General features: G+C 42.2%; 17 protein-coding genes and 1 pseudogene. 7 read left to right on the plus strand and 11 right to left on the minus strand.

Going from position 1 to position 24,198, the window contains the following annotated elements; translation table 11 throughout:
* From VF675_RS05380 to VF675_RS05405, 6 genes and pseudogenes are all read right to left on the minus strand, one after another.
* The gene (locus VF675_RS05380; RefSeq protein WP_180043998.1) at positions 1–1,017 is read right to left on the minus strand and encodes an RsiV family protein; all 1,017 of its coding nucleotides are present in this window, start codon (positions 1,015–1,017) and stop codon (positions 1–3) included.
* 49 nt (positions 1,018–1,066) lie between these two features.
* On the minus strand, positions 1,067–1,882 hold the full coding sequence (locus VF675_RS05385) for a hypothetical protein (protein WP_096901395.1): 816 nt from the start codon (positions 1,880–1,882) through the stop codon (positions 1,067–1,069).
* 163 nt (positions 1,883–2,045) lie between these two features.
* A complete protein-coding gene (locus VF675_RS05390; RefSeq protein ID WP_004974887.1) occupies positions 2,046–3,638 on the minus strand; it encodes a peptide chain release factor 3 in 1,593 nt (530 codons plus the stop codon).
* A 136-nt stretch (positions 3,639–3,774) separates the two neighbouring features.
* Positions 3,775–4,011: pseudogene (locus tag VF675_RS05395) on the minus strand (Fic family protein); the annotation flags it as partial.
* Positions 4,012–4,014: 3 nt separating this feature from the next.
* The gene (locus tag VF675_RS05400; RefSeq protein WP_440204898.1) at positions 4,015–6,081 is read right to left on the minus strand and encodes a putative bifunctional diguanylate cyclase/phosphodiesterase; all 2,067 of its coding nucleotides are present in this window, start codon (positions 6,079–6,081) and stop codon (positions 4,015–4,017) included.
* Between the two features lie 323 nt (positions 6,082–6,404).
* Complete coding sequence (locus tag VF675_RS05405) at positions 6,405–8,609, minus strand: carboxy terminal-processing peptidase (protein ID WP_096901393.1); 2,205 nt, start codon at positions 8,607–8,609, stop codon at positions 6,405–6,407.
* A 194-nt stretch (positions 8,610–8,803) separates the two neighbouring features.
* Here VF675_RS05405 and nagZ point away from each other — a divergent pair, with 194 nt between their 5' ends.
* Positions 8,804–9,907: a beta-N-acetylhexosaminidase gene (gene nagZ / locus VF675_RS05410; RefSeq protein ID WP_440204899.1), complete on the plus strand. Its 1,104-nt coding sequence runs from the start codon at positions 8,804–8,806 to the stop codon at positions 9,905–9,907.
* A 526-nt stretch (positions 9,908–10,433) separates the two neighbouring features.
* Entirely contained in the window at positions 10,434–11,324 is an 891-nt protein-coding gene (locus VF675_RS05415) for a class I SAM-dependent methyltransferase (RefSeq protein ID WP_136144264.1), read from the plus strand.
* 59 nt (positions 11,325–11,383) lie between these two features.
* Here the strand turns inward: VF675_RS05415 and VF675_RS05420 are convergent, their stop codons facing one another.
* Positions 11,384–12,718, minus strand: a complete 1,335-nt coding sequence (locus VF675_RS05420; RefSeq protein WP_004974874.1) for an alpha/beta fold hydrolase — start codon at positions 12,716–12,718, stop codon at positions 11,384–11,386.
* Positions 12,719–13,041: 323 nt separating this feature from the next.
* On the opposite strand from VF675_RS05420, the gene VF675_RS05425 reads away from it, so the two are divergent.
* The 4 genes from VF675_RS05425 to pta all read left to right on the plus strand — a co-directional run bounded on the left by VF675_RS05425 (position 13,042) and on the right by pta (position 18,656).
* Positions 13,042–14,307 (plus strand): glutamate-5-semialdehyde dehydrogenase, encoded by a 1,266-nt coding sequence (locus VF675_RS05425; protein ID WP_179996009.1) that lies wholly within the window; start codon positions 13,042–13,044, stop codon positions 14,305–14,307.
* A 186-nt stretch (positions 14,308–14,493) separates the two neighbouring features.
* Positions 14,494–14,904, plus strand: a complete 411-nt coding sequence (locus tag VF675_RS05430) for a hypothetical protein (protein WP_026438428.1) — start codon at positions 14,494–14,496, stop codon at positions 14,902–14,904.
* Between the two features lie 337 nt (positions 14,905–15,241).
* Positions 15,242–16,459: an acetate/propionate family kinase gene (locus VF675_RS05435; protein WP_096901391.1), complete on the plus strand. Its 1,218-nt coding sequence runs from the start codon at positions 15,242–15,244 to the stop codon at positions 16,457–16,459.
* A gap of 55 nt (positions 16,460–16,514) precedes the next feature.
* Entirely contained in the window at positions 16,515–18,656 is a 2,142-nt protein-coding gene (pta, locus tag VF675_RS05440) for a phosphate acetyltransferase (RefSeq protein ID WP_004974865.1), read from the plus strand.
* A gap of 114 nt (positions 18,657–18,770) precedes the next feature.
* On the opposite strand, the gene VF675_RS05445 is transcribed toward pta, so the two are convergent.
* Complete coding sequence (locus tag VF675_RS05445) at positions 18,771–19,382, minus strand: class I SAM-dependent DNA methyltransferase (RefSeq protein ID WP_440204900.1); 612 nt, start codon at positions 19,380–19,382, stop codon at positions 18,771–18,773.
* A 236-nt stretch (positions 19,383–19,618) separates the two neighbouring features.
* Between VF675_RS05445 and VF675_RS05450 the strand changes: the two genes are divergently transcribed.
* Positions 19,619–21,145, plus strand: coding sequence for a fumarate hydratase (locus tag VF675_RS05450; RefSeq protein ID WP_004974861.1), 1,527 nt, complete (start codon positions 19,619–19,621; stop codon positions 21,143–21,145).
* A 102-nt stretch (positions 21,146–21,247) separates the two neighbouring features.
* On the opposite strand, the gene VF675_RS05455 is transcribed toward VF675_RS05450, so the two are convergent.
* From VF675_RS05455 to clpP, 3 genes are all read right to left on the minus strand, one after another.
* Positions 21,248–21,964, minus strand: a complete 717-nt coding sequence (locus VF675_RS05455) for a DUF2846 domain-containing protein (protein ID WP_070153234.1) — start codon at positions 21,962–21,964, stop codon at positions 21,248–21,250.
* A 193-nt stretch (positions 21,965–22,157) separates the two neighbouring features.
* Entirely contained in the window at positions 22,158–23,468 is a 1,311-nt protein-coding gene (clpX, locus tag VF675_RS05460) for an ATP-dependent protease ATP-binding subunit ClpX (RefSeq protein WP_168417895.1), read from the minus strand.
* 29 nt (positions 23,469–23,497) lie between these two features.
* Positions 23,498–24,103 (minus strand): ATP-dependent Clp endopeptidase proteolytic subunit ClpP, encoded by a 606-nt coding sequence (gene clpP / locus VF675_RS05465; RefSeq protein WP_004974855.1) that lies wholly within the window; start codon positions 24,101–24,103, stop codon positions 23,498–23,500.
* Positions 24,104–24,198: the final 95 nt, after the last annotated feature.

Raw genomic sequence — 24,198 nt, forward strand, 5'->3', positions numbered from 1 at the left:
TTAAGATTTCGCTTTGGTTGTGTTTACTGCACTGGCTTCGGCAGATTTTGCGGTTGCTTCAGAGGCTGCTTCTGTTACAGGCAAATACGCAGCTTTTAAAATCCCCTGCAGTTCTGCATACGGAATGGTTAAACGCGGTAAACCAACGACATAAGGGCCTATTTCATATTCTGCGTATTGCAGAATTAAACCCTGTTGACCTAAATAGTAATTTTCCGACAGCTTAAATTTCCACGCTTGTTCATATTCTTGCACATTGGTGGAAAGTTCAGATGTGATGACCCATTGTTTAAATGCTTCGTAGGCTTTGCGCTCCAATTGTGGACGCTGCTTCTCTAACAGAATGTCATTTAACAATACTAATTTTTTCTGTTCTAAATCAAAATTATAGTATTGCTGTGCCGATGCACCATGCGCTCCGCCCAAATAACTACTGCTATTCAGTACCACGGTTGCCAAAGGCTGATCTGCATTCAAAATTTTAGGCTTAATCATCAAACTGATTTTATGATTTGAGCTTAAAGCTTTCAGTTCCTGATCAAGTACCAAAAAGCTTTGCACATAAGGCACAGTTTGTTTTTCTAATTTTTGCGCCAAAGTTTCCACTTGTGCAATGGCTGCTGCAGTGGGGTTGCTGGCAGGTGCATCTGCAGCACTGGCTGCTGTATTTTCACTGGCTGCATTCTCAACTGCTATAGCCTCAGAAGCCGCCTGCTGTGGTGCAATTTCTAAAATTTGTGCCAATTCTTGAATAATTTTCTGATCAATAAAATGGTCGATAAAGGCCTGATTACTATTCAAACGCTCAATTGAAATTTCAGGGCAGTTATTCCCTTCACATTTAGGCAACGACAAATTCAGTTTTTCAGTATCCCCGACCAGTTTTAAGCTTTGTTGTTCCGCCTGCGTCTGCTCTGGCTCGACTGTTTCTGGTTCGGTTTTCTTTGGCTGACATGCAGTAATCCCTAGCGTTGTAATTAAAATACTGATCGCCAAAATACTTTTATTTTTCAACATGGATCCAACCTTGATTTCATCTATTTTTGCTTGTCACCGTACTCACCTACTAAAACATAGATGGATAGATGTCTGCTTTTAAAACTTGTTGTGTTTGTGCTTTGCTTAGGTAAATATCTAACTGCGTGCCATCTTTGACAATTTCATGGGTGCGATAATGCAATCCTAAGCCCTGATCATCAAAAAACCAATCTGCCTGCCCCCAGTATAATTTGGCAGGTGCTGCTTTCTGCACGTCACTGCTTTGTGTTTTGAGCCAATCCTGATAGGCCTGCTGTACAAAAGTATTCATACGGGTTTGTTGTTTGGCATCAATCACATCTAAAACAGACAAGGCTTTTTGCTGCTTCCGATCTGCCACAAAGAAATAATAGCGTTCTTTGACCTGCGTGCCTTCCTGTTTGCTATCTACCCCGACTTGCAACAAAACATATTGATTGCGTTGATATGCCATACGGGTGTACATCGCCAATTCATAAGCTTTATTTTGATCTAATTGTGCCTGCCAAGCATCGGATTTTTTCACATAGGCATCTACGGCTTGCTGCAAACTCATGTTTTGTTTTAAGCCAATTTGATCTTGAATCACCATGGCCTGATTTTTTGCAATCCAACTGTTGAGCCATGTATCTTGGGTATTTAAAGTTTGTACCTCTAATTCAATGCAGTTTTTATTTTCACAAAATGGCAAGGCAATTTCTGCTGCCTGTTGCTTGATATTCAAATACGGTAAAACATCCGCTTGATCTTTCTGAAAAATAGACGTTTGCTCATCTGAGTTTTGATCTTGTTTAGATGAGTCACAGGCGCTAAGCAAAACCATCCCGCTCAAAATTGCACCCAGATAAACCGATTTTTGCTGCATGATTTCCCCAATTCACTTATCAAAAATAATCTTTAATCTTTTACCGCCCCCATAATAAAACAGCTTCCTAAAGAAGCTGTTTTAATTTTGAAACTTTTAGCAACGCTGAACATTCATCTACGCTACGCTGATCGCACCTGCCAGATCAAACATTAGCAACGGCTTAGTGCTCGCGCGTGTTTCTAAACTCAATGTCAGGGTAACGCTCTTGCATTAACTGTAAATTCACACGGCTTGGCGCAAGATAAGTTAAGTGACCACCACCATCGACAGACAACTGATCGTGGGCTTTTTTCTTAAATTCGTTAAACTTTTTCTCATCGGCACAAGACACCCAGCGTACCGTGTTGATGCTGACAGGCTCGTAAATACAATCGACTTTGTATTCTTCTTTCAGGCGATAGGCGACGACTTCAAACTGTAGCACACCAACAGCACCTACGATTAAATCATTGCTGTTTTGTGGCATAAAGACTTGCGTTGCACCTTCTTCTGAAAGCTCTTTAAGGCCTTTTTGCAGCTGTTTGGACTTCAATGGGTCTTTCAAGCGTACACGACGGAACATTTCAGGTGCGAAGTGCGGAATCCCTGTAAATTGCAACTTTTCACCCGAAGTGAAGGTATCGCCAATTTGAATCGTCCCGTGGTTATGTAGACCAATAATGTCGCCCGGCCAAGCTTCTTCGAGGTGCTGACGGTCACCTGCCAAGAAGGTCAAGGCATCGCTGATACGTACATCTTTATCAATACGCACATGCTTCATTTTTAAGCCTTTTTCATACTTGCCTGAACAGATTCGCATGAAAGCAATACGGTCACGGTGCTTCGGATCCATATTGGCCTGAATTTTAAAAACAAAACCACTAAAGCCTTCTTCATTGGCTTCTACAATACGGTCTTGCGTTGGATGTGCTTTTGGCGGCGGCGCATATTCACTGAATGCATTCAATACATGATCTACACCGAAGTTACCCAAAGCAGTACCAAATAGCACTGGTGTTTGACGACCCGCTAAAAACTCTTCACGGTCTAAAGGCTCATTCGCCATTTGTACCAACTCAAGTGATTCTTCAAATGCCGCCCATGCCAATTCACCTACTTTTTCACGTAGGTCTGCATGGTTATAGCCATCACGTACTTCAATTTCAGGAATGGTTGAACCAAAACCTGATTTGTACACATAAAACTTTTCTTCGATGAGGTTAAACACCCCTGCGAAATCACGCCCTGTACCCATTGGCCAAGTGATTGGCACACACTTAATTTTGAGGACATTTTCAATTTCATCCAACAACTCTAATGGTTCACGAATTTCGCGGTCCATTTTGTTGACGAATGAAATGATGGGTGTGTCACGCATACGACACACATCCATTAATTTAATGGTACGGTCTTCGACACCTTTCGCACCATCAATCACCATCAGTGCAGAGTCCACCGCAGTTAGAGTGCGGTAAGTATCTTCAGAGAAATCTTCGTGCCCTGGGGTATCGAGCAGGTTAATCATTTTGTCTTTATACGGGAATTGCATCACCGAAGTTGTAATGGAAATACCACGTTCTTTTTCCATTTCCATCCAGTCAGATGTTGCGCCACGATCTGACTTACGGCTTTTTACCATCCCTGCAACTTGAATGGCTTGTCCCCATAACAGCAGTTTTTCTGTCATGGTGGTTTTACCAGCATCGGGGTGGGAAATAATCGCGAAAGTACGTCGCTGTGCGACCTGCGCCGCTAACTCATCTTTAAAACTCATGCAAGACACCTACTGCAGAACCGCAGTGTATAAGATCAAAATGATCAATATGAAAAATTGGCGTAATTGTAGCAGATTTGAATCAAATTTTATTGATTGTTGATATGTTCTAATTTATCCACAACTGAAAATATAGTTACTTTTTCAATCTATACTTTTGCTTTTGGCTTTTCGGTTTTTCTGGAATCGTACGTTCAATCAAACCTACTTCTATGGCAGGATTCATATCGTTCTTTTGGAATGTTGCGCTATGAGTTAAACCTAACAACTGCATCAACTCAGCCAAACTATATTCATCTTGTTTCATCACTGAAATTAAACGCTGGACTTGGTCGCTCACTTGTACGCTATCTTGAGCGGTAGCATGATCGCTAGCTTAAGCCGAATGTTTAAACAGCTCTTCTAAACGCTCAACATCCATTGGTAAGCCTAATAAGTAGCCCTGTAATTGCTGACAGCCTAAACGGGTTAAAATTTCTGCTTGTAACGGCGTTTCCACCCCTTCAGCGGTCACAGTTAAACCCAGTTTAATCGCCAACTGAATAATACTTTCTAAAATTAATTCTTCTTTGCTGTCCAAACACAAATCTAAAATAAAAGCACGATCAATTTTCAACTCATCGACTGGCAATTTTTTCAAATATAAGAAACTCGAATGTCCTGTGCCAAAATCATCAATCGCCAATTGAATCCCCATTTGACGCAAACGCTCAAAACTACGAATACTCGATTCAATATGATGCATTGCTGTACTTTCAGTCACTTCAATCATCAGGTGATGGGGTTGAATCTCATAGCGTTTAAACAAGTTTTCTAAAGTCGAAAATAAGTGTTTATGTTCAAACTGCACTGCCGATAAATTCACAGCCACAGGAAATAACGGTGCACCTGATCTTTCCCAAATTTGAATTTGTTTAAAGGCTTCCTCTAACGTCCAATAGCCAATTTGAATAATCAACCCCGTCTTTTCAGCTCCTTTAATAAACATATTTGGGGTAAGTAAGCCATGTACAGGGTGATACCAACGAATTAAAGCTTCTACGCCACAAATTTTATGGTCAGTGGCTTTAAACTTTGGCTGATAGAACAACGCAAATTGTTGTTGTTCAACCGCTTTATATAAATCATTAATCAACTTACTTTGGCTTTTGGCCTCAAGTAACTCCAGATCATAATTAAATACCGAACTGGTGTTACGCCCCTGATATTTAGAGGTCAGCATCGCCGCATCAGCATTCATTAAAATATCTTGCAAATTGGTGCCATGCTCTGGATACATCGCAATGCCAATACTGCCTGAAATATTAATGACCTTGCCTGCAATTAAGAAACTTTGCTGAATCAGTTCTAATATTTTTTCAGAAATGACAGTGGCTTCTGCAATGTCGGTATGTTCAATCACCAAAAGAAATTCATCGCCACCAATTCTTAATAACTGGGTATTTTCGCCCAAGTGGGATTGCACACGTTTAGACAACTGAATCAGCAATTGATCGCCAACATGATGCCCAAATACGTCATTCACCGCTTTAAAGCGGTCTAAGTCGATATACAAAAATGCAATTTTAGTGTTTTTTTGCCGATGCTCAGAAAAAAGCAATTGTGCATATTCAGCTAAATATAAACGGTTGGGCAATTTGGTCAGGTTATCTTTGACTGCCTGATTGGCCAATTCACGGTTGGCTAAAGACAATTGTCTGCTTTTTTCTTCTAAGCGCAGCTCCAGCAGAGATACGCCCACCGCAGCAGCAAAAATCAGACTGGTCACTAAAATAACCACCAACAGAGCTGGCCCTTGCCCGATCTGGAAGTGCCCTGATTGAGGCAAATCTGCTGTAGAGTAAAAATGCAGTGCTTCCATGCCTATATAGTGCATGGCAACAATGCTCAGACTCATGAGCACCGCAATGAAAATTTTATATTGTGCCTGACGCCCCATTCTGCACTTGGAATGAAACATAAACCAAAAGGTAAGTATTGCACCGCCAATGGCCACTAATACAGACAGCAAAACAATGGTAGGATCATAATAACTACGGTAGCCTTCTACCTGAATTCCCATCATGCCCGTATAGTGCATGCCTGAAATACCCAACCCCATTAAAATGCCGCTCAGGATCAAACGCGCCACAGGCAAGGTCGATTGCGTGGTCAGCCAAACCGCAAACGTAGAGGCGATAAATGCAATAACAAAAGATAGGGTCGTAAAGCTAAGATCAAATTGATACGGTGCAGGTAACTGGCATGCCAACATGCCCACAAAATGCATACTCCACACTGCCGCACCCAGCAGTAAACCACTCATGATTAATGCAATTTTTTTTAGTTGTTGTTGTACATTTTGAAAAAGCATTTGCTCAACAAACACTGCAAAATAGCAGGCCAATACTGAGATTGCTACCGAGCCAATTACCAAGCTCAGATCATAATGTACATGCATCATTAGATGTATCCATCTCTGTCATATTTTATTGTTTTTCGGCTACTCAATCTCACACTCTCTTATAAATAATAACTAAAAAGCAACCTGAACGACGGATTGATCTAGCAAAGACCGCATTGACTTTAGAATTTAATACTATTCCGCTTTGGTCAATAGTCAAATATATAATATGTCATCATGAAATAATGGCAATTTAAAACTGCTAAAAATAGCTGTCTGACTCAAAGCTATATGCATCTTGTCACTTTACTTTTCGCTTTAGGATGAAAAAAACCAGCAACTTTTCGCTGCTGGTTCTATTTGATTAAGATTCTAACATTGTTTTAAGGTTGATTCGGCTCAGAAACACCTTTTTGTAACATGGCATAGTCTTGCAACACCTGCGCTGCTTCAATCACAAAAGCTTCTTCCTCAGGTAAAGCAGGGCGTTGTGCCGCTTTCATTTTGGCACGCGCTTCTGCCAAAGCATCAATAGATGCCTGATAGCTTTCCCAATTAGCAAATGGTTTCAAACCTGTTTCCTGACGGCGTTTGTTTTCCGCAGTCAGCGTTTGTTGCTCCAAAGCTAACAACTCTGCTCTGCGTTGTTCAATATCTAACACAATGCTTTTGCGATCTTCAGTTTGTTTGGCAATTTGCTTACGTTGTTCCAAATATTGAAATTGCGGATCAAGCGTGACACGTTGCTGTGACAATTGCCCTAGCTTGGTGATGTACGGCTGTACTGAACCTTCACGCTTAAATGGTGCAGTTGGAATAGTATCCCACTTCAAAGCATTTTTCGCTTTGCGTTCACCAAACTCCTCATTGTAAATATCCACCAGTTTAATGTCAGGAATCACACCTTTGTTTTGGGTACTTCCACCTGTAATACGGTAGAACTTACGTTGAGTTAAGGTCGCCTGCCCATAGGCTAAGGTGTCGAGTTGTACCTGCGCTGTACCTTTACCTGTGGTGGTGCTACCAATCACAATCCCGCGCTGATAGTCCTGAATTGCAGCAGAGTAAATTTCACTGGCCGAAGCAGAAGCAAGGTTAATCATCACTGCCAATGGGCCTGCATAAGTCTGTGCACCGCCATCGTCATCTTCAAATACGCTCACGTTGCCATTGCCATCACGAATTTGCACTACAGGGCCTGATTTGATTACTTGCCCAAGCATACGTGCCACTTCTTCTAGTGAACCGCCAGGGTTGTTACGTAAATCGACAATAATCCCTGCGACATTTTTGGCCGCCAAACTTTTCAGGGCATTGTTGGTATCTTCCGACACCGAGCGATATTCATTACCTGCGCGACGCGCACGGTAATTCAAATAAAACGATGGAATTTCAATCACACCGTAGGTATAAGTTTGACCATCACGTTTGATGTCAATCGTTCGTGAACGAACTCCCGCATCTTCTTCCTGAATCACATCACGCACAATGGTCACATTACGCGCCTGATTCATCGCCGCACCCGCACCCAACAAACGCACAGTGACTTTGGTGCCACGTTTACCGCGAATCAGCCCCACAATTTCATTGCTCGGCCAACCCACAACATCCACCATTTTTTCGCCATCTTGCGCTACACCAATAATGCGGTCACCCGATTTCACCTGCCCAGTTTTACTGGCAGGACCACCTTCAACAATGGTTTCAATTTTGGTGTAGTCTTCATTGCCCCGTTCAGGACGAATCGACACCCCAATCCCTTCAAGCTGCAAAGTCGTTTGACGATTCAGCTCCATCGCATCAACAGGTGGGAAATAATTGCTGTGCGGATCATAAGTCAGCATCATCGCATTCAAAGTTTTATCCAGCACATCATCGCTCTTTAAACGATCCATGCGCTCTAACTGACGAGTATAACGCTTAGTTAAAGTCTGCACTGGAGTCAAATCTTCTGGACTTGCCAAATCCTGACCATTGGTCAATTCAGGGTTATCTTTAATGGCTTTTTGTTTTGCCAATTCTTCTTCTTTGCTAATGGTCAGGTTAATGAGCTGCGACACCAGCATTTTTTGCCAATGCTTACGCATTTCTGCTTCAGTATTAAAGAACGGTGCTTTTTCCCGATCTGTTTCAATCGTGACATTTGGCTGTTTTAAATTTTGTGGTTTTTTCAGCTCTGCCAACATGAAATGATAAAACTGTTTTAAGCGTTCACGATACTGTGCATGAATTTGATACGGTCCAGCCAAATTGCCTGCTTTTAATGAAGCGCCAAATGTTGCTGCATATTGTTTGCGGTATTGCTCAACTTCTTTAGCCAAAAACAAAGTGTGGTCAGGGTCTAAACTGTCGATATAAAAATCAAAAATGCGCTGCGACGTCGCAGCATCTAAACGCTGATTTAAATAATGCTGACGATCGACCAAGGTCGCCAATTGACGCGAAACCAAAGCTTGTTCCTGCGTCGGCACAATACTGTTAGCAACGACAGCGGTATTATTGGCTGCAATTGCCTCGTTAATGGCGTGAGAAAAGAAAAAACCGCCAGTTGCTATTGCAACCGCACAAGCGATGGTTTGAAGTTTCATAAAAATATTTACGTCCTTGGTTTTTGACCAATCTCTGCTTTTCACAATGAATTGAGCAGATTCAAAATCTTATACAACTTAATTTGGGTCTGTCGTGTAGTTTTATCATAATCTGTGCTGTCAAAATGTAGCAAATCATTGCAGAATTCAGGTATTGTTTTTTTATTGATAAAAATCGAATACGGACACCCAATATGATTGGCGCATTGATGCTCGACATCGCTGGCACAGAACTTACTCAAGAAGATATTGAACTATTAAGCGCTCCGCAAGTCGGTGGAGTCATTTTATTTGCCCGAAATATCCAATCTCCTGCGCAAGTACGCGCCTTGACCGACCACATGCGTCAGGTACGCCCTGATATTTTAATTGCAGTCGATCAGGAAGGCGGACGCGTACAACGCTTAAAACAAGGTTTTACCCTATTGCCTGCTATGGGTAGATTTGGCGAGTTATACCAAAACGAACCTGAACGTGCCTTAGATTTAGCCGAAGAATGTGGCTGGTTGATGGCCACCGAAGTATTAGCCGTAGGCATTGATTTTAGTTTTGCACCCGTTTTAGATTTAAATGACATCAGTGATGTCATTGGAGATCGTGCTTTTGCTGCGCGTCCTGTCGATATTATTGCTTTGGCAGATGCTTTTTTACGTGGAATGCATCGTGCAGGAATGGCAACCACAGGCAAACACTTTCCTGGACATGGATCGGTTAAAGCAGACTCTCACGTTGCTGCCGCGATAGATTCACGTTCTTTTGCCGAAATTCAACAACAGGATATGCAAACCTTTATCCAACTGCAAAATCAACTGGATGCGCTCATGCCTGCGCATGTCATTTATGATCAGGTCGATCCGAACCCTGCAGGTTTTTCTGAGTTTTGGTTACAGCAAGTGCTTCGCAAAGACTTGGGCTATGATGGTGTACTCTTTTCGGATGATTTAAGCATGCAGGCGGCTTGTGTAGCAGGCGATGCCGATGCACGTATTCATGCCGCTTTGCTTGCAGGCTGTGACATGGGATTGGTCTGCAACAACCGTGCTGCACAACGATTGGCTTTAAATGCGATTGCCGATTTACCCTTGCCGAATCAGGCACGTTTAGAACGCATGCGCGGTAAAATCCCTGAGCTTAGTGCAGAGTTTAGCATTGCTGAAGTTTTAGACTTGGGTGATGAATGGCGAAGCGTCCGTGATCGTATCTTGGTATTTAAAGAACAAAGTGCCGCGCTACAGGCAGCACAAACTAGTCACGACCCGACCAATTATTCAAGTACCACTAAAAACGCTGCGACTTGAGATCACCACAAACTAACTAGGGTCTGTTGACAATTCGTCTATGTTTGCGATGTGAGAGATATATCTCGCAAGATTTTTTAGCTGATATAAGGCATGGGACAGGAAATTTAGTCATTCTAAATGACTGGCACATAACGCAATAGCAGCAAAAAATATGCTCGTCCTGAAAGGCTGTGGCTAAAACTTTCTCAGATTGCGTTATGGAACTTGAAAATAGGTCCACTATTCCCTGCGTTTTATGCCTGATCTGCTCAGTTTTAGCCTACAGCGCAAGCCATTTATGAAATGTCAACAGACCCTATACGCCTTCACTTTTTCACAGCTTTTATACGACAAAGGAACACGACAGCTTATTCCTTTTTGATTATGATAAACTTATTCTATTTTGAGTATATGCCTGACACCGCAGCTTGAGTGTCAAAGCATGCCTAAAAAGACAACGACCACCATACAAACAATTAAGGTCTATACGAAAATGACAAAAACATTGCTGAACAGCAAAATCACGACAGAAAAAAGGACTGAAATGCACAACTCGGATGCCAAGCCAACTCGCTCAGACACGACTGCATTGTCCAAACATCGGCATATTTCTTTTACCGCACATTATACGGGATATATCTGGTATCAAAGGGGGATTTCACATCCTGTATTTGCGACCCGAAAAGGCAAGTTTTTAGCCAAATTGGTACATCCTTTAGAAAACTGGGCAGAACGTCATGTGGGCGGCAGTATGCGCAGCACCCTCAAACAACGTCACCAAATGATTGATGCACACTTAACCGCACTGATTCAGCAACATCCGCAATTACAAGTGCTCGAAATTGCATCTGGGCTGTCACCACGCAGCTGGAACTTTCGACAAAAATATCCTGAACTGAATTACCGTGAACTGGATTTGCCTGATATGGCGCAAATTAAAACTCAAGCGTTACGACAAATTGACCACGACGCACCTGAAGTTCTCACCGCCGATATTTTTAGTGAATCCTTTCAACAGGCCTTTGAATATTTTGATCACTCGCAACCCTTAGTAATTATTAGTGAAGGTTTAATTAACTACTTCAGCAAAGACATGCTACAACAGCTGTTAAATGGCATGTGTAACTACACCCAAGACTTTCCAGAACTGCATTATTTAACCGATCTTTACCCTGAACCCGTCAAAAACAAGCTCGCCAATTTTATTTGGAACTGCAGCCGATTATTGAAATTTATGTCACGCAGTGCTTTCACCTTTCACTTTCAATCTCCGCAGGAATTAACTCAGTTTTTTCAAAATGCAGGTTTTGAGCAAGTGCAGCTACAACAACCACAACTGTATTTTTCCAACAGCTCTTTAGAAAAAACAACCGCAGAACATTTAGGCGATTTAGTCTGGATGGTTCATGCCTACAAAAAAAATAGCGTGGTTTAACACGCTATTTTGATTCTATTTTCTTTGGATAATTTTAAACCAAGCACTGATTTTATCTACTAACGGGCATATTCCAAATTTTGTGCAGCCGCTTTTTGACGTTCCACATAACGCAACAAACGCTCTGCCACCTCAAAACTACCATGCTTAAATAATGCGCGTAGTTGCTGCCCTTGGCTTTCAAAAATTAAACATTCAATGCTAAAACTGCCTTCCTCATCCTGTAATTCTAAGGCCATATCTCGTTCAAACTGTGCTGCTTGTGCCGCCAACGCAGCATTTTCAAAATCAAGCAATACACCAAAGAAGTTTAAATCGACAATGTGCGTGGCAATTTTCAAATCAGAATGACGATACTGCAAATGACTTTGCGGATTTTGCACCCGAATACGCGCTTCTCCACGGCGTTCCATCGTCAATAGTTGCGCACGTGTCATTGGAATAATGCCATCTAAGTCCTGAATAGATTCATCGCTTAAAAAGGTCGCAAATAAATTCATGGTTTCTTTACGGCGCTGTAATTGCGGCACATGATCTGCATTGGCAATCATGGCAAATTCCATGTTCGGGCACTGTAAGGCAAAATTGGCATTTTCATGCGGCAAGGTAAAACTGTCATATTGCCCACACGCCACCAAAACCTTACATTGCGGAATAGGCACATTGGTTAACCGCAATAAACGGTTGCAGTTCACATCGTAGCGATCTTGCTCTGTAGCGGTAAAGTCGGCCATTTGTCGGTAAAACAAACGCTTTGCAGTCGGTGACATGCGAGTTTGTTCCATTTTGGCATGATTGACCAAGTATAAAATCACCGCCTGACCAAATTCATCCATGCGCTGCTCTTTCATTAAATGCAGTGATTCTTCAAGCAACATGCGCCAACTTTTACGGGTCTTTTGCATAACCCCCATTAAAATCATGCGATCAATCAATTCAGGACGCTGATCTGCTAGACACGATGCCACCACCGAACCCAATGACATGCCCATGACGGATACTTTATCTAAGCCGACAATATCCAGCCAATCACCCAACATCTGACCTAAATCATGCAGTTCTAGCGTTCCTGCCGACTCACCTGTTTCCACATTGGTCATTTGCTGATTGGCGCCCATAGATGGCATATCAATTAAAATGATTGGCCCTGCACGAAAAAGCTGCTCGACACAATATTTATATGAATTAAAGTTTTGGAATGCACCACCAATAATCACAATTGGAGTTAAATGTGCGGTTTCTGGCTGAGCAATTGCCATGTATTCCACTTTCCAGCCGTTGATCCAAGTGGTACGAGCGGGTTGTTTAAAGCTGTGTTTATCGTAAATATCAAAAAAACAGACATGCGAACTTGCGTCCTGTACATCCGTGTCCATCTGGATCATGGAATTCATATTCCTTACCTCCATGCGCATTTTATTTTTATTGTGCAAGTGTTCGTCATTGAACGATTACCCACTTATCTGAATTAAAGTGGCATCCTGCTTATTGTTGTGAATGACATCAATGTCGTTATCGCATCATTCTATACAGGTGCTGATTTTATACGCAACATTTTCTATGACCGCTCATCTACTTTTAAATCACAAAGCATTTCAAAATATTAATTTTTGTGATGAAAAGATTGAACAATTTAGTCGATTTTCCGCTGAGACGCTTCATTGTGCAGGCACAGACTGTTAATATCGAGTTGAAATTTCTAAGTGATCAAACCGCTATGCAAGAGTCTATTGAACAATATATGCAAACGGTAGGACAACAAGCACGCCAAGCCTCTCGTGTCTTAGCAAGCGCTTCTACCCAATCTAAAAACAATGCGTTATCGGCTATTTATACGGCATTGGAAAATAGCGAGTCCGCTATTTTAGCTGCCAACCAAATTGATATGACCAAAGGTCGTAACAACAACTTGGATAGCGCACTGCTTGATCGCTTAGAACTTAACCCCGCACGCTTTAAAGGCATGTTACAAGGTCTGAAAGATGTGATTGGTCTCATGGATCCAATTGGTGAAATTACCGATATGGCTTACCGTCCATCTGGTATTCAATTGGGCAAAATGCGTGTACCGCTAGGTGTGGTGGGCATGATTTACGAATCACGTCCAAACGTAACCCTTGAAGCTGCGTCTTTGGCATTAAAATCAGGCAATGCGATTATTTTACGTGGTGGTTCTGAAGCACTGGAATCTAACCAAGCGATTGCTGCCGCGATTCAACACGGCTTAAAAGCATCAGGCTTGCCAGAAACATCGGTGCAAGTGATTAACACCTCAGACCGTGCTGCCGTTGGGCAATTAATTACCATGTCTGAATATGTAGATGTAATTGTGCCACGTGGCGGTAAAAGTCTGATTGAACGCATCAGCAATGAAGCGCGTATTCCAGTGATTAAACATTTGGATGGTAACTGTCACGTATTTGTAGAAGCACAGGCCGATTTACAAAAAGCCCTGCCTATTGCCCTGAATGCAAAAACTCACCGTTATGGCGTGTGTAATGCTATGGAAACCTTGTTAGTCGATGAGCGAGTTGCTGAGCAATTTCTACCTCGCATTGCAGAACTGTATGCAGAGAAACAAGTTGAATTACGCGGTTGCCCTGCAACCCAAAAGATTTTAGGCACGACTGTCAAAACTGCCACAGAAGAAGACTGGTACACCGAATATCTAGGTCCAATTTTGGCGGTTAAAGTGGTTTCAGGAATTGATGAGGCAATTGAACATATCAATAAATATGGTTCACATCATACTGATGCCATTATTACTGAAAACTTTAGTTTGGCGCGTCAATTCTTGGCTGCGGTAGATTCTAGTTCAGTCATGATTAACGCTTCTACACGCTTTGCTGATGGTTTTGAATATGGTTTAGGTGCTGAAATTGGAATCTCTACCGATAAAATTCATACCCGTGGCCCTGTCGGTTTGGAAGGTTTAACCTCACAAAAATGGATCGTGTTTGGCGATGGTCAAATCCGCCAATAAAATCCATCTGTAATTTTGCAATATCCAAATATAATGTTCAGTTTCACAGGAAGCTGAACATTATTCCCTTCTATTTTTTAGACATTGTTTTAAGACACAGTTCCACTACACATTTCTGCCTCACGCTCACTTAAAATAAAAACACCATCAAGATTAGAAAAATCATCAAAAAGAGTGGCGATGCTTATGTTTTATTATTTGATTATTAGTACCTTTGCTTTAGCACTGTTGGTGTCGTTCATTGTCATGCGTCTGTTTTCCAGCTCCATCAATGCAATTTTGGCGCGTATCATCCACGACCCAATTCATGAAGCATGGGCAAAGTACACCAAATTTGCAGGGATGGTGGTCGGCACATCTTCAGGCATTCGTATTTACGATATGGAAAAATACATTACCCCACTCACCTATGCCGAAAATGACAAAAGAATTGTGATTGAACTGACGCAAGAACGCTGGGTATTGGAAATTTACCGCACCATTATTGAAACCTTACAAGGCTTGGCGTGGATGATGTTGGTGTTTTTTATGGTGGCACTGATTGCTTATGTGATTGTCCGTTGGTCGGAAATTAAATACGCTGCCAAATCAAAATAAACCGACAAAGATTGAGGAAATAATTTAAAACAGTTTGCCACTCGCCTGCAGGAAGTGTGCTATGTTAAGAGAATACAACAGGAATTAAGCAGAAATTTTAGACCATCATTTCATGAAAAAATGAAAGTTTTGGGCTGATAAATTTTAATTATTTCTGATTTCATGGTCGATAATGCTTAAGTCTAATCTCCTAAAGTCTATCTAGGAGCAATAAAAAACCCATGATAAAACATACGTAATGATCAAGATTGCAACACAATAGATTGCCGTTTGCCATATCTTGCAATGCAGCTTGATTGACTAGGGATAACTTCAATTAGAATTCGGGTACATAAAAGTGACTACATCAGTATTAGTGATTAACTGCGGATCTTCTTCTATCAAATATGCGCTTGTATCTGAAAGCGTTGGAGATCGTATCTTTGGTTTGGCAGAAAATCTAGGTTCTGCTGATGCGCGCATTAAAGGCATTACCGCAGGTGGTGAGCCGCTCGAACTTTCTATTCCACATGCTGACCATGAAAAAGCATTGGAAACTATTCTTGGTCGCTTATCTCAATATAAGCCACAAGCCATTGGTCACCGCGTTGTACACGGCGGTACTTTAACCAAAGCAGAATTATTAACTGAAGAAATCGTGCAACGTATTCGTGAAGCAACTCCGCTTGCACCTTTACACAACCCTGCACACTTGGTGGGTATTGAAGCAACAATGCGTTTGTTCCCAGAACTTCCGCAAGTGGCTGTATTTGATACTGCATTCCACCAAACGATGCCTGCTCACGCTTACCGTTATGCAGTGCCTAAATTCTTATATACCGACCACAACGTACGTCGTTATGGCTTCCACGGTACAAGTCACGCATACGTTTCAGAGCGCGGTTCAGAGTTGGCTGGCAGCTTCAAACAAGGTGGCTGGTTAACTGCTCACTTGGGTAACGGTAGCTCGACTTGTGCAATCTGGAATGGTCAAAGTGTAGACACATCGATGGGCCTAACCCCACTTGAAGGTTTGGTGATGGGTACTCGTAGTGGTGATGTAGACCCAAGCTTACACAGCTTCCTTGCAAGCAACTTAGGTTGGGATATCTACAAAATTGACAAAATGCTAAACAGCCAAAGTGGTTTACTTGGTTTGTCAGGCTTATCGAACGACATGCGTACCCTGATTGAAGCATCTGAACAAGGCAACGAAGATGCAACGCTTGCAATTGAAGTATTCTGCTACCGTTTAGCTAAATCTTTAGCTGCACTTAGCTGTGGTTTACCACGCTTAGATGGCTTATTCTTCACAGGTGGTATTGGCGAAAACTCTGCGTACATCCGTGAAAAAACTGTATCTTACTTGCCACACTTTGGCTTTAACTTCAGCAAAGAACGCAATGACAGCTTAAAACGCGGTACTGAAGGTCGTATTGATGCAGGTACAGGCGGTCCACAAATTTGGGTTGTACCAACTGACGAAGAAGGCCGTATTGCGAAAGAAACTGCGCAAGTTGCAGAGGAGCTAAAGTCAGCTGCAAAAAAGTCTGAATGTGACGCTGCGATTGCTTAAGCAATCGTAGTGCTCAGCCACTTTCAATCAGTCCCTTTACGATTTAGAAAAAATTATGAAAACAATACTTTTGGTTCCTACAGAAATTGGTGTTGGTTTAACATCAGCATGTTTAGGTTTAATTTACGCTTTGGAATGCCAAGGCGTAAAAGCAGGTTTCTTAAAGCCTTTTTCACAAGAATTACAACCTGAAGCAGACCGCACAACTGCGTTGTATCGTCACCTGTTCAAGCATGAAACAGTTGAGCCGATTTCTTATACTGCGCTGACTGAGCGTTTAAAAAATGATGAAAATGACGAATTGCTTGAAGATGCAGTTCGTTTACATCGTGAAATTTCTAAACATCACGATATCATTATTGTAGAAGGCGTGTTGCCAAACGGACGTGATCCATTTGCAACTGAATTGAATGCAAATTTGGCTAAAGCACTTGATGCAAAAGTCATTATTGTCAGCAATGCCGACATCAACAATGCTGTTAAAACAGCGTCAAAAGTAGACAATCAATTACGTTTCTTTGGTGGTGCAACTTGTGAGCGTACTGCGGGCGTATTGTTTATGCGTACCAAAGGTTTACCAGAAGATTCTGCACAAATTCCTGTTACGCTTGATCCAAACTTACGTTTAATTAGCGACACCAACCAGTTTGTCAGCAAAATTCAAACTACACATCCAATGATTGGTAAAGATTGCATGCCAGTGATTGGCTTGGTGCCATTCAGCAATACTTTAAGTGTGCCACGCATGTCGGACTTGGCTGCACACATTTCTGCAGAATGGATTAACCAAGGTGAAGCAGCGCAGCGCCGTGTATTACACAGCAGCTTAATTGCATCGAATATTGAACACGAAATGCATAAATTCGTTGCAGGCGAGCTGATTATCAGTGGTTCTGACCGTGTCGATGTATTGCTTGCCAGTAGCTTAGCCAGCAGCAATGGTATTCCACTTGCAGGTTTGGTGTTAACTGAACATCAAGCACCAAGCGCACAAGCTTTAGAGTTCTGCCAAGCAGCAATGAAAAATGGCTTGCCAATTTTACATACTAAATTGAGCACCTTTGAAACTGCACAACAGTTATTAAACCTGAGCAACGAAATTCCTGTAGATGATACTGAGCGTGCAGAACAAGTTACCCGCTTTGTGGCCAGTCACATCAATGCAGAATGGTTAACCCAATTAATCAGCGATACGCATAAACCACGTTTATCGCCTTCTGCGTTCCGCCATGAATTGGTGCAAAAATCTATTGCAGCGAAAAAACGTATCGTGCTTCCAGAGGGTGATGAGCCACGTACCGTTCAAGCTGCAGCGATTTGTCAATCACGTGGTATTGCCCACTGCGTATTATTGGCAAAACCAGAAGCGGTAGTCGATGTTGCCAAAGCACGCGGTATTGAGCTTCCACACGACTTAGAAATCATTGATCCTGACTTGATTCGTGAAAACTATGTCGAAAAAATGGTTGCGATGCGTAAAGGCAAACTTACTGACGATCAAGCACGTGAACAGCTGCAAGACACTGTCGTATTAGGTACGATGATGTTAGCACTTGATCAGGTTGATGGTTTGGTGTCTGGTGCTGTGCATACTACAGCCAATACAGTTCGTCCCGCATTCCAGCTCATTAAAACTGCACCTGATTATTCATTGGTATCTTCAGTATTCTTTATGCTGTTACCAGATGAAGTATATGTGTACGGTGACTGTGCGATTAACCCAGACCCAGATGCTGAACAATTGGCTGAAATTGCGATTCAATCTGCTGACTCTGCAAAAGCGTTTGGTATTGACCCACGTATTGCCATGATTTCTTACTCAACTGGTACTTCGGGTGCAGGTGCTGACGTAGAAAAAGTAGCGAAAGCGACTGAAATTGCGAAACAACGTCGTCCTGACTTACTGATTGATGGCCCATTACAGTACGATGCAGCATCGGTTGAAAGTGTTGGTCGCTCTAAAGCACCAAACTCTCAAGTTGCAGGTCGCGCCAATGTGTTCATTTTCCCTGACTTGAACACAGGTAACACGACGTATAAAGCAGTACAGCGTTCTGCTAACGTGGTGAGTGTTGGCCCAATGCTACAAGGCTTGAACAAGCCAGTGAATGACTTGTCACGTGGTGCATTGGTAGATGACATTGTGTTCACGATTGCATTGACTGCGATTCAGGCAGAGCAACAAGCAGCTCAATAATTCGTAAAGTTAAGTTTTACAAACCACCTGATTGAAAAATTGGGTGGTTTTTTTATTCCACACTGTAGATTCATAGATCACTACAAAAATTGATTAGCTCCATCCAATCTATTTTTAAAACCTCTGCGCCAACCACACCGTATGCCCTGCACAGTCCTGATCTTCAGCTTGCATGTCTAGTACCTTAAAACCATGTTGTGCTAACAATTGACGGTATTCTTCTGGCGACAAACTGGCGTGATAAAGTGCTTCACCAAACATTTCCCCAATCGCCTCACCCGCAGCAGGTCCACTGCTAAACATTAAAACTGTATTGGCGGTAGACCATTGCGCAAATTTCTCGAACATGCAGCGCTGATCGTTTGGCGTTAAATGAAAAAAGCTATCCCACGCCAAAATACCATCAAAGCACCGATTCAAGTTCACTGAGCGCATATCGGCTTCAATCCAGCACTGTTCAGGAAAATGTTCACGTGCCATCTCCAGCATGCTGTCTGCGCTATCTACTCCTGTAAGTTGATGCCCATGCTGTAATAGATATGCAGCAATAGGACGCCCCGAACCACAGCCCAAATCTAATATTTTGGCCTGCGCAGGCAAATAAGCAAGAAAACGATCCAGCCAAGTTTTTTCATATAACAACTGACCGCGCAAGTCTGTCCACGCTTTTGCATGCCGTTGATAAATGGGGATAATCTGAGCAGCTAAATGCGTGTGATCATTCATATTTACCCCAAACATCATTCCAAAGAAGTCTTTGAACATAGCTGAATTTGCACCAACAAAACAGCAAAATCATGGCCCGTTTTGACGACATAATTTTATGGATATTTCACAAATTCTCTCAAGCTAACGACTGATATTAAACTTTCGCCCAAAGCTTGATCAAAGTGCCCACAATTGCTGCATTTTGTCTTATAATTTAGCCCGCTAGCTATCCGCCCGCTCAAGAGATTTTTGATATGACAACTATTATCAAGCAAGATGACTTGATCACTTCGATCAAAGACGCGCTTCAGTTCATTTCCTACTATCATCCACAAGACTTCATCCAAGCGATGAGCCGTGCTTATGATCGTGAAGAAAACAAAGCTGCGAAAGATGCGATTGCACAGATCTTAATTAACTCACGTATGTGTGCAGAAGGTCATCGTCCAATCTGTCAAGATACTGGTATCGTAAACGTATTCCTTGAAGTGGGTTTAGACGTTAAATTTGATTTAACCATGAGCTTGGACGACGCGATCAACGAAGGTGTACGTCAAGGTTACCTAGAAAACTCAAACGTACTTCGTGCATCGGTATTGGCTGATCCTGCATTTGGTCGTAAAAACACCAAAGACAACACCCCTGCAGTAATTCACTACAAACTCGTTCCGGGTAACAAAGTAGATATTACAGTTGCTGCCAAAGGTGGCGGTTCAGAAAACAAATCTAAATTGGCGATGTTGAACCCATCTGACTCAATTGTAGATTGGGTACTTAAAACTGTTCCGACTATGGGCGCAGGCTGGTGTCCACCGGGTATGCTTGGTATTGGTATTGGTGGTACTGCCGAAAAAGCCATGATGCTTGCAAAAGAAGCACTCATGGAAGAAATCAACATGGACGAATTATTACGTCGTGGCCCACAAAACAAAATGGAAGAACTCCGTATCGAGATCTTCGAGAAAGTGAACGCACTTGGTATTGGTGCACAAGGTTTAGGTGGTTTAACCACAGTTCTTGATATTAAAATCAAAGACTACCCTTGCCACGCTGCAGGCAAACCAGTGGGTATGATTCCAAACTGTGCGGCAACTCGTCACGCACACTTCCAGTTAGATGGTTCAGGTGTAGCGCATATTCAAGCGCCTAAACTTGAGGACTACCCAGAAGTAACTTGGGATTCATCTAAATCTAAACGTGTAGATTTAGACAACATTACCCAAGAAGAAATGAACTCTTGGCAGCCGGGCGACACGTTGTTATTAAACGGTACAATTTACACAGGTCGTGACGCTGCGCATAAACGCATGGTCGACATGATCAACAATGGTGAAGAATTACCAGTCGACTTAAAAGGCAAATTCATTTACTACGTTGGCCCTGTTGATCCTGTTGGTGATGAAGTCGTTGGCCCTGCAGGTCCGACAACTGCAACTCGTATGGACAAATTTACTCGCCAAGTCTTAGAACACACAGGTTTGTTCGGTATGATTGGTAAGGCAGATCGTGGTCCTGCAGCAATTGAAGCGATCAAAGATCACAAAGCGACTTACCTCATGGCTGTAGGTGGTGCGGCTTACCTCGTATCTAAAGCAGTACGTGAAGCAGAAGTGGTTGCTTTTGAAGACTTAGGTATGGAAGCAATCTACAAATTCAAAGTTGAAGATATGCCTGTATCTGTTGCGGTAGATGTCAATGGTACATCTATCCACGCGATTGCACCAAAAATCTGGCAAGCTAAAATTGGCAAGATTCCCGTTGTAGATGCTGCAGCAGAATAATATTCCAATTTAGTAATAAGCGAAAAAGCACCCAACATTGGGTGCTTTTTTATGCTTACTGGAAATAAATAAAAGCAATGCATGAGATAAAGATGCAAAACCTTACCACGTTCTCGGATCCCACAATTTAAAGGGTTGGGTTAAGTGCACATCTTCCGCAGGGTCATATTTCTCATGCTTGATTTTTTGTGGCTTTTTACGCAACTTACCTGTGGTTTGATCTTCCGCGACAAAGTTATAGCTTTCGGTTTTCAATTGAGTAAACGCTATTTCCTGTTGTGCCGTACTTGAAGGCATAAGAATTAAAGGCCCTGAAACCTCTTTGCGGGTACTCAAGTTTTCTTCATCATATTTAATAAAATACGACTGCCCTGCCTGTACCTGAAAATCCAAATACTTTGGTTTTTGGAAATGTAATGCACCCAAAGGACGACTCACACTCAGACGATACGCGCCCGGTGCCAGTTCAACCCAGTAATAATGATTGTGCAATAAACTTGGAATCCGATGTTTGTTGATAAACATACTAGCCGCGACAATTTCCTGTCTGTTCCATTTGGAATCTGGACGATATAAATACACGATGGCAGCATCGGCATGTTGTGCCTGAACAGGTTTAAAATTTTGCCCTAGTTTTTGATTGACCCAACCACCAATGGTCATCATGCCCAAACGGTGTTGTTCTACAAAACCAGGTTTTTGTTCTAAATCTAAAACTTTTAAGGTACTAGGTGGTTGCGTTTGTTGCACCACGTTTTTTTTGCCATGACATCCCAGCAACATTAAACTGGTCACGACCAAGATTGCGACACCACGCATGTCTATCCCTCACTGCGTTTCTTATTTTTGTAAATTAAGTTTTTGCAAATCAAGCTGCAAATTCATTTTGCAATTGTTGTTTTGAATAATAGGCGTCCGCGCCTTGAACTAAGATTAACACCGCCTTGTTTTTTTTGACAATAAAAAACGTGCCGAAACTTAGCGTTTCGGCACGTTTCAGACGAACAGCGAATTAAGCTGTTTTGCTGTCTAATACTTTTAAGTCGACTTTTTCTTCAACTGGCTCTTCAGCTTTGGCTTGACGCTCGACCTGAAATTCAGGCTTCGCACCTTCATCAATCACAGCCTCAGTCACCACCACCGTGCCTACATCGGTACGGCTTGGTAGGTCATACATGGTTTCAAGCAAAGCATTTTCTAAAATAGAACGTAAACCACGTGCGCCTGTATTACGTTCAAGGGCTTTTTTCGCCACTGCACGTAAAGCCGCCTCTTCAAAGACTAAATCGACATTTTCCATCTCGAATAAGTATTGATACTGACGGGTTAGGGCATTTTTTGGTTCAGTCAGAATTTGCAATAATGCATCTTCATCCAGTTCATCTAGTGTTGCAATCACTGGCAAACGACCAATAAATTCTGGAATTAAACCAAACTTCACCAAGTCGGTTGCTTCTACCTGACGGAATAAATCCGACAATTTCTTGCCTTCATCTTTTTTCTTCACGTCTGCAGTAAAACCAATCCCGCCTTTTTCCTGACGTTGCTGCACAATTTTCTCTAAACCAGAGAATGCACCACCACAAATAAACAGGATATTTGAGGTATCAATTTGAATGAATTCTTGCTGCGGATGCTTACGTCCACCTTGAGGTGGAATAGATGCAACCGTGCCTTCAATCATTTTAAGCAAGGCTTGCTGAACACCCTCACCTGATACATCACGGGTGATAGATGGATTTTCAGACTTACGTGTGATCTTGTCGATCTCATCGATATAGATAATGCCTTTTTGTGCTTTTTCTACATCGTAATCGGCTTTTTGCAACAGCTTTTGCACAATGTTTTCGACATCTTCACCCACATAACCCGCTTCGGTTAATGTGGTCGCGTCTGCCATTGCAAAAGGAACATCCAATAGACGGGCTAAGGTCTGTGCAAGTAAGGTTTTACCCGAACCTGTTGGCCCAACCAGCATGATGTTACTTTTTGAAATTTCGACAGTATCGTCTGTCTTATGCCCTTGCTGGGTCACTTTCAGACGTTTGTAATGGTTATACACTGCAACCGATAAGGTTTTTTTCGCAGTGTCCTGACCAATCACATACTGGTCTAGCGCAGCACGAATTTCATGTGGTTTTGGCAATGGACGTGTTGCCCAATCACCCGACTCAACTTGTTGACTGGTCTGAACCAAGTCTAAGCATACGTCCACACATTCATTACAGATGTATGCGTCCTCGCCTGCAATCAGCTTCCCGACTTCAGACTGCGTTTTACCGCAAAATGAACAATGTTTTTGTCCCTGAGGATGTTCGGACATAGTCACTCCAATATCTCAATCTTTAAAACTTATGGACGTTTTGTTAAAACTTCATCCACAAGACCGTATTCCTTCGCTGCCTGTGCAGTCATGAAGTTATCACGGTCGGTATCTCTTGCGACAGTTTCATAGTCCTGACCACTATGTTCTGCCATTAAACGGTTTAAACGCTCTTTAATGAATAGAATTTCACGTGCATGAATTTCAATATCAGATGCCTGACCACGGAAACCACCAAGTGGTTGGTGAATCATGACACGCGCATTTTCAAGACAGTAACGCTTACCTTTTGCACCTGCGTTGAGCAGGAAAGCACCCATAGATGCTGCTTGTCCCATACAGTAAGTCACAACATCAGGCTTAATAAATTGCATGGTATCGTAAATTGCCATACCTGCAGTCACTGAACCGCCTGGTGAGTTAATGTATAGGTGAATATCTTTATCTGGGTTTTCTGCTTCTAAAAATAACATCTGCGCCACAATTAAGTTGGCCATATTATCTTCGACTTCACCCGTCAAAAAAATGACACGTTCACGTAAAAGACGTGAATAAATATCAAAAGAACGCTCACCACGAGAGGATTGTTCAACCACCATGGGTACTAAAGCATTTTCAATTGTTGGAACATACATATGGTTATTTATTCCTAAATTCTTGTGACACGACTCATGTTCACAATATGAGGGATAATTGTCTAAATTGCAAAATATTCACAGCTTAAATCGTA

This window comes from Acinetobacter sp. Lyrl_1, from assembly GCF_051948795.1.
Taxonomy (GTDB): domain Bacteria; phylum Pseudomonadota; class Gammaproteobacteria; order Pseudomonadales; family Moraxellaceae; genus Acinetobacter; species Acinetobacter towneri.